Genomic DNA, 7,528 nt, shown 5'->3' with positions numbered 1-7,528 from the left:
ATCGCGGCGATGCCGGATCCAAGCCGCTGTTTCGTTTCGTCGATCGCGCCGCGAAGGCCTTTCGCGTCGAAGCCGCCCAGAACCTGACCGAAAAAGGCGATGCCGCCGATCTCTTCCGGTCCGGCGGGTCCACCCCCGCCAGCCACCTCGGCCAATGCGAGCGCTTTCCTCGCATCCGCCAGTTCGCGCTCCAACCGACGCCGGTCGTCGATCAATGCGGCGACGCGCGCGGGTACTTCGTCGGGCGAGGACTTCAATGCAGCCGCCGCTTCGCGCAATATGGCATCGCGCCCGACGAGATAGGCGCGCGCCGCCTCCCCGGTCAGCGCCTCGACGCGGCGAATGCCCGAGGAGACGCCGCCTTCGCCGATCACCTTGAAAAGGCCGATATCGCCGAGCGCACCGACATGCGTCCCGCCGCACAGTTCGACCGAATAGGTCTCGCCGTCCGCCTCGGTGCCCATCGATACCACCCGGACCTCGTCGCCATATTTCTCTCCGAACAACGCCATCGCGCCCATCGCGATCGCATCGTCGGGCGTCATCAGCCGCGTGACGACCGCGCCGTTGCCGCGGATCTGTGCGTTGACGGCGGCCTCCGCATCAGCCAGTTCGGTCGTGCTAATGGGCGACGAATGCGACACGTCGAACCGCAGCCGGTCGGGCGCGACCAGCGATCCCTTCTGCGCGACGTGGCTGCCAAGCCGCTGCCGCAGTGCCTCGTGCAGCAGATGGGTCGCCGAATGGTTCGCCCGGATTCGACCACGGCGGGCGATATCCACGGTCAGCTTCACCGCATCGCCGACCGCAATCCGGCCCGCATCGACCACCGCGTGATGGACGAATACGCGTCCCAGTTGCTTCGACGTTTCGGTGACACTGGCGCGCAAACCATTGTCGTTGTCGATCAGGCCGGTATCACCGACCTGTCCGCCGCTTTCTCCGTAGAATGGCGTCTGGTTGACGACGATCGCGACGGTATCGCCCGCCGTCGCGCGGTTCACTCGTACACCGTCCTTGACCAGCGCGACGACCTGCCCCTCGCCGGTGTCCGCGGCATAGCCGGTGAACTCGGTCGGGCCCCATTCCTCTACGATGTCGAACCACAAATCGTCCGACGCCTTCGCGCCCGACCCCTTCCAGGCGGCACGCGCGGCGCGCTTCTGCTCGGCCATCGCGGTGTCGAACCCCGTGCGATCGACGGCCAGGTCCTGCGTCCGCAGCGCGTCCTCGGTCAGGTCATAGGGAAAGCCATAGGTGTCGTAGAGCCGGAAGGCGGTCTCGCCTGCCAGCGTGTCGCCGGGCTTCATCCCGGCGGTCGCCTCGTCGAGCAACCTCAACCCCTTGTCCAACGTTTGGCGGAAGCGCGTTTCTTCCTGGCGGAGCGTCGCCTCGATCTGCGGCTGCGCGCGGACGAGTTCCGGATAGGCCGCGCCCATCTCGGCGACCAGCGCCGGCACCAGCCGATGCATCAGCGGTTCCTTCGCGCCCAGGATATGCGCATGCCGCATCGCGCGGCGCATGATCCGCCGCAGGACATAGCCTCTGCCCTCGTTCGCCGGCAGCACGCCGTCGGCGACGAGAAACCCGCTGGTGCGCAAGTGATCCGCGATCACCCGGTGGCTGGCGGTATTCGCACCATCGGTCGCGGTGTGCGTGAGCGCGCCCGAAGCGGCGATCAGCGCCCTGAAGATATCAGTGTCGTAATTGTCGGTGACACCCTGCATCACCGCCGCGATGCGCTCGAGCCCCATGCCGGTGTCGATCGACTTCCTTGGCAGTTCGCCGACGATCCCGGCATTCTCCTGTTCATATTGCATGAAGACCAGGTTCCAGATCTCGACGAACCGATCGCCATCCTCGTCGGGCGATCCGGGCGGTCCACCGGGGATATGGTCGCCGTGATCGTAGAAGATTTCCGAACATGGTCCGCACGGGCCGTTATCGCCCATCGACCAGAAATTGTCCTTGGTCGGGATGCGGATGATGCGGTGGTCGGGCAGGCCCGCGATCTTGCGCCACAGGTCGAACGCCTCGTCGTCGGTATGATAGACGGTGGCGGTCAGCCGTTCCGGCGACAGCCCCCATTCGCGCGTCAGCAGCGTCCACGCGTGCGTGATCGCCTGTTCCTTGAAATAATCGCCGAACGAGAAATTGCCGAGCATCTCGAAGAAGGTGTGGTGTCGCGCGGTATAGCCGACATTGTCGAGGTCGTTGTGCTTGCCGCCCGCGCGGACGCATTTCTGGCTCGACGTCGCGGTCGTGTAGGGCCGGCTTTCCAGCCCGGTGAAGACATTCTTGAACGGCACCATTCCGGCGTTGACGAACATCAGCGTGGGGTCGTTCTGCGGTACCAGCGGCGCGGACGGGACGATGCGATGGCCCGCCTGCGCGAAATAGTCGAGGAAGCCGCGGCGGATGTCGTTGGTCGAGGTCATGGTCGCGGGACTTAGGCTAGGCGGTCGCCACGCTCAAGGGAGCGACGACGCGGAGCCCGCCGGCCAGCATCTCGAAGCGGAGCGGCATCCGCAGTCGCGTAACTTCGCCGTCGAGCGCGATGCGGACGTGGCGCGACCGTCCTTCGACCGTCAACGTCGCGGTCTCGGTCAGTTCGGCGAAATCGGCCGCCATGTCCGCGCGTCCGACAAGCGTGCGTAGCGCAAAGCCGATCAGCGCAAGCCGGCGGTGCGAAGCGACCGCGAAGACCGACATCATGCCCTTATCCAGCGCGTTTCGTTTGCCTATTCGGCCGGCCTCGAGACTGTAGCGGTTGTTGCCGACGAACAGCATCGGGGTAACGACGGCATTGTCGCCGGCGTCATGGGACAACCGCAGCCGGTGATGGCGCAACCGCCGCAACGCATCGACGCTTGCCGGGATCGCGGCGACCCATTTGGGCACCGAGTGACCCTCGCGGCGCGCATCGCGTCCTTCGACCATGACGGGATAGAAACCGATCGACGCGTTGTTGACGAACGCCCGGCCGTTGACCCGCACGATGTCGATCGCGCGGACCTGCGGATCGGCGAACAGCTTCACCGCATCGGGCAACATCGCCGGTACATCCAGCGCCAACGCCAGATGGTTACGGGTCCCCAGCGGCAGGATGCCGAGCGCCGCCGGCCCACCCGCCAGTTCGTTGGCCGCACAGCCCAGCGTACCGTCGCCGCCGCCCACCACCACCAGCGGCGAATCGCGGCGCGCGCGGACGGCGGCGGGAATGTCCTTGCCCTCGATCAGCTGGATATCCGCCGCCAGCCCGGCCGCTGCAAAAGCGTCCTCCAGCGCCGGCCGCAACCGGTTGCCGAGCCGGCCCGCGGCGCCGCCATGGCGGTTGACGATGACGGGGATGGGATCGGTTGGCACCGGCACACTCATGTCACGCACCGCCACACATATGTTCGGCGTCGGGCAGCATCCAGGATTCGTCCGTTCGCAGGTTCGTCGTCGTGTACCACTTGCCGCGATCGTCGCCCGGCGGGCAATGGGTCGGCAGTTTGGCAAGGCACGTCATCACCCGGTCGCCGACATGCGATTTCTGGATCGCGGGCACATCTTCGTAGGCAACGCCGCGCACGCCATTGGCCAGCGTCACCGACGATCCGGGACTGGGATCGAGCGGCCGCCCGCTCGCGTCGGCGAGCCGCTGGCCGACCCAACTGATCGTCGTGAAGGCGCATTGACCAACGATCCCTGGTGGTGGTGGTGCGGGGACCGGGAGCCTGCCCGCGCCGGGGGATGACATGAGCGCGACTACGGCAAGCATCGGCGCGCGTATCGCGTTGCGGACGGCGGTCATACCGGTTGCTCGATCGACAGCGGCGGCGTGCTGAACCAGCGGGGGCCGGCGTCGGTCATGTGGAAGCAATCCTCCAGCCGGACGCCGAATTTGCCGGGCAGATACAGACCGGGTTCGTCGGAAAAACACATGCCCGGCGCGAGCGGCGTCGTCTCGCCATGAACCAGATTGACCGGTTCGTGCCCGTCGAGCCCGATGCCATGCCCCGTCCGGTGCGACAAACCCGGGAGGTGGTAGCCGGGGCCGTAGCCGAGCGACGTATAATAGCCGCGCACCGTGTCATCGACCGATCCGGCGGCTGCGCCGATTCTGGCCGCGGCGAAGGCGATCTGCTGACCCTTTGCGACCTGGTTCCACACCCGGCGCTGCTCCTCGCTCGCGGTGCCGAAGACGAAGGTGCGCGACACGTCCGACTGATAGCCCTGCACCGTGCAACCGCAATCCATGAGGACGATCGCGCCATGGGCGACGACCTGCGGCGCGCGGCTGCCATGCGGCAAGGCGGCGGCGGGGCCGATGAGGACGAGACTGAACTCCGGGCTGCCGCCCAGCTTCGTGGTCGCAGCGTCCATCATCGCGGCAATGTCGTGGTTGGTCATGCCGGCGCGGACGCGGGGATGCACGTAGCGATAGGCGGCGATCGTCACGTCGGTGGCCGCCTGCATGAGTGCGATCTCGGCGGGCGTCTTCACCATGCGGCAACCGCGGACGACCGGATCGGCGGAGACGGTCGGCATTGAAGGATCAAGATCATGCAAAGCCTGCCGCAATCCGTCTGAGACGAAAAAACGTACCGTCTCTTCCATCGCAACCGGCTTACCAAGCAGGTGCATGCGATCGATCCAGTCGGCGGCGCGCGCCATGGGGTTTTCGTCTTCGTTCCACGCCCAGACATCCGCAGAAATTGCGAGCGTCTGACGGACGGAGGGTTCCTCGAAATAAGGGGTGATGATGCACGGATGTCCCTCGGCGGGCAGGATCGCCAGCGTGGCCCGCTCGCTGCGGTGCCAGAACACGCCGGTAAAATACACCATCGACGATCCGGGTTCGATGACGACCGCACCGATTCCCGCCTGCCGCATCAGCGCCTGCGCCCGCGCCAGTCGCGCGGCGCGTTCCGCCGTGTCGATCGGCTTCGCGCGCGTCGTGATGTCGGTCAGTCCGGCGAGATCGGCGGCCAATGCGGCGCTGCCAGCGGCTGCGGCGGCACCGGCGAAGGGAAGACCGGCGAGCGTGGCAGCGACGCCGCGACGGCTGGGGAAAGAGGATCGGTCGAACATGCGGCACGATAGGGGCCTTGACCCCGAAGCCGCAATCCCCTTCGCTCCGCCGTGGAAACGGGGGATCTGCACGACCATGGCCAGGCGCCTGACATACTGGATCATCGCCGCATTGATCGCCGGGCTGGTCGTCGGCTGGGGGCTGCATTCGGCGATCGACGACGGGACGCCCGCCGCGGCGGCTAAGCTTACGGATATCGCAGGGTATTTCGCGGTCCTGACGACGGTGTTTCTTCGGCTGATCAAGATGATCATCGCACCGCTGGTCTTCGCGACATTGGTCGTCGGCATCGCGCATATGGGCGACACCGCGACGCTCGGGCGGGTCGGGCTGAAGAGCCTCGGGTGGTTCCTGTGCGCCAGCCTGATGTCGCTTCTGCTCGGGCTGTTCCTCGTCAATCTGCTGCAGCCGGGGGTCGGGCTCGGCCTGCCGATCCCGCCGGTGACCGCGGCGAGCGGCGTGGTGCGGACGGGGTTCGATCTGAAGGATTTCGTCGCGCATATCGTGCCCGCGTCGATGATCGCGGCGATGGCGGACAACGAGATCCTGCAGATCGTCGTGTTCTCGGTCTTCGTCGGCGTCGCGATCACCGCGGTCGGCGATGCCGCCGCCCCGCTGGTGCGCGGGGTCGAGGCGCTGTCGGCGGTGATGCTCAGGATCACCGACTACGTCATGCGCTTCGCACCCGTCGCGGTGTTCGCCGCGGTCGCCTCGACGCTGGCCGAGCGGGGGCCCGGCGTGCTGCGCGACCTCGGTTATTTCATGGCGAGCTTCTATCTCGGGTTGTTCCTCCTTTGGGCGCTGCTGATCGGGATCGGGTTCGTGCTGATCGGCGGGCGGATGCGGCTGCTGGTGCGCTATATCCGCGATCCGCTGCTCCTCGCCTTCACGACCGCGTCGTCGGAGGCGGCGTATCCGCGCACGCTGGAAGCGCTCGACCGGTTCGGGGTACCCGCGCGGATAGCGAGCTTCGTCCTGCCGCTTGGCTATTCGTTCAATCTCGACGGATCGATGATGTACATGACCTTCGCGTCGCTGTTCATCGCGCAGGCCTATGGCATCCACCTTCAGCTCGGCGAGCAGGTGACGATGCTGCTCGTCCTGATGGTGACGTCCAAGGGGATAGCCGGCGTGCCGCGCGCGTCCCTGGTCGTGATCGCGGCGACGCTTTCGATGTTCCACATCCCCGAGGCCGGGCTGCTGCTGATCCTGGCGGTCGATCATTTCCTCGACATGGGCCGGTCCGCCACCAACGTCATCGGCAATGCGGTCGCGGCCAGCGTCGTCGCGATCTGGGAGGGCGGTCTGGAACCGCGCCTGCCCGCGGATATCGATCCGCCGCCCGCGCCGAGTTCAGGGCTGCTCCACTGACCAGTCAAGCATAGGCATAGGGCCCGCCCGCGGCGAGAGCGGCCTGATAGGCCGGACGGGCATGGACCTTCGCCAGCCATGCGATCGTCGTCGGTCGCGATTCGTCCAGACCGCCGCGGTTGCGCGCAGCCTCCAGCGGGAAGCTCATCATCACGTCCGCCGCGGTCATGGCGTCGCCCGCGAACCATGGTCGTTTCGCCAGTTCAGCCTCGACGAAATCCAGATGAACGTCGATCATCGGCTGGATACGCTTGATGGCGGATTTGCCGAGGATCGGAATGCGCGCGAGCACCAGCTTCAATAGCAACGGCGGCATCATCGATCCTTCGGCATAATGCAGCCAGAAACGGTAGGCGAGCGCACCGTCGCGACTGGCCGGCGCGCCGAGCCGACCGTCCGCCTTGTCGACCAGATATTCGACGATCGCGCCCGTCTCCGCCACGACGCGGCCGCCATCGGCGCTGTCCGCGATCACCGGCGATTTGCCGAGCGGGTGGATAGTTTTCAGTTCGGGTGGCGCGAGCATCGTCGCCTTGTCGCGTTCGTATCGTTTGACCTCATAGGGCAGCGATAATTCTTCCAGCATCCACAGAATGCGCTGCGAACGCGAATTTTCGAGATGGTGGACGATGATCGTCATTCGGCATTCTCCTGAGCGGTGGCGCGCCATATCCAGGCAGCGGCCGGGAATGCCACGACATCCCCCTCGCACCGTGCCTGGAGCAGCATCGCCAATCTGTCGAGCAACGCACCACTCCGGCCTTCGGGTGCGGCCTTCAGCGCGGCGGCGACCGGGCCGATCCGGCAGAAGAAATCGACCGCTGCGGCGACGGGATCGGCACCTTCGCCGGCGATATAGGGGTAGTCGATGGGTTCCGGGTCGTCCGTCCGCCACCCGGCCGCTGCCAGCATCGGTGCGACGAAACCCGGATCGGCAAAGGCGAACGGGCCGGGGGCAAAGCCTTGCGGTCGTGGTGGCGTGACCCCCGTCAATTCGGCCGCAAGCGTGCCCGCCCAAGGGTTAAGCGACGGCGACCGGAAGCAGGAAAAGACCAACGGCGTACCCGATCGAACGCC

The 7,528-nt window shown here is 66.4% G+C and carries 6 protein-coding genes and 1 pseudogene; 1 reads left to right on the top strand and 6 read right to left on the bottom strand.

Features of this window, described 5'->3' with window-relative positions; genetic code table 11:
• From alaS to ACFE7D_RS13395, 4 genes are all read right to left on the bottom strand, one after another.
• On the bottom strand, positions 1-2,438 hold a 2,438-nt coding region (gene alaS, locus ACFE7D_RS13410), incomplete at its 3' end, for an alanine--tRNA ligase (RefSeq protein ID WP_375395916.1).
• A 16-nt stretch (positions 2,439-2,454) separates the two neighbouring features.
• Complete coding sequence (locus ACFE7D_RS13405; RefSeq protein ID WP_375395915.1) at positions 2,455-3,366, bottom strand: diacylglycerol/lipid kinase family protein; 912 nt, start codon at positions 3,364-3,366, stop codon at positions 2,455-2,457.
• Between the two features lie 13 nt (positions 3,367-3,379).
• Positions 3,380-3,799, bottom strand: a complete 420-nt coding sequence (locus ACFE7D_RS13400; RefSeq protein ID WP_375395914.1) for a hypothetical protein — start codon at positions 3,797-3,799, stop codon at positions 3,380-3,382.
• Positions 3,796-5,079 (bottom strand): M24 family metallopeptidase, encoded by a 1,284-nt coding sequence (locus ACFE7D_RS13395; RefSeq protein ID WP_375395913.1) that lies wholly within the window; start codon positions 5,077-5,079, stop codon positions 3,796-3,798. The genes ACFE7D_RS13400 and ACFE7D_RS13395 overlap by 4 nt, the downstream gene beginning before the upstream one ends.
• Before the next feature lie 76 nt (positions 5,080-5,155).
• On the opposite strand from ACFE7D_RS13395, the gene ACFE7D_RS13390 reads away from it, so the two are divergent.
• Positions 5,156-6,451 (top strand): dicarboxylate/amino acid:cation symporter, encoded by a 1,296-nt coding sequence (locus ACFE7D_RS13390; RefSeq protein ID WP_375395912.1) that lies wholly within the window; start codon positions 5,156-5,158, stop codon positions 6,449-6,451.
• Between the two features lie 4 nt (positions 6,452-6,455).
• Here ACFE7D_RS13390 and ACFE7D_RS13385 read toward each other — a convergent pair whose 3' ends face one another.
• Positions 6,456-7,091, bottom strand: a complete 636-nt coding sequence (locus tag ACFE7D_RS13385; protein WP_375395911.1) for a glutathione S-transferase family protein — start codon at positions 7,089-7,091, stop codon at positions 6,456-6,458.
• Positions 7,088-7,528: pseudogene (locus ACFE7D_RS13380) on the bottom strand (class I SAM-dependent methyltransferase); the annotation flags it as partial. The pseudogene ACFE7D_RS13380 and the gene ACFE7D_RS13385, both read right to left, overlap by 4 nt.

The organism is uncultured Sphingomonas sp. (assembly GCF_964244235.1).
Taxonomy (GTDB): Bacteria; Pseudomonadota; Alphaproteobacteria; order Sphingomonadales; family Sphingomonadaceae; genus Sphingomonas.
The sequence above is the reverse complement of the archived record's forward strand: the minus strand, read 5'-3'. Positions and strand labels throughout refer to the sequence as shown.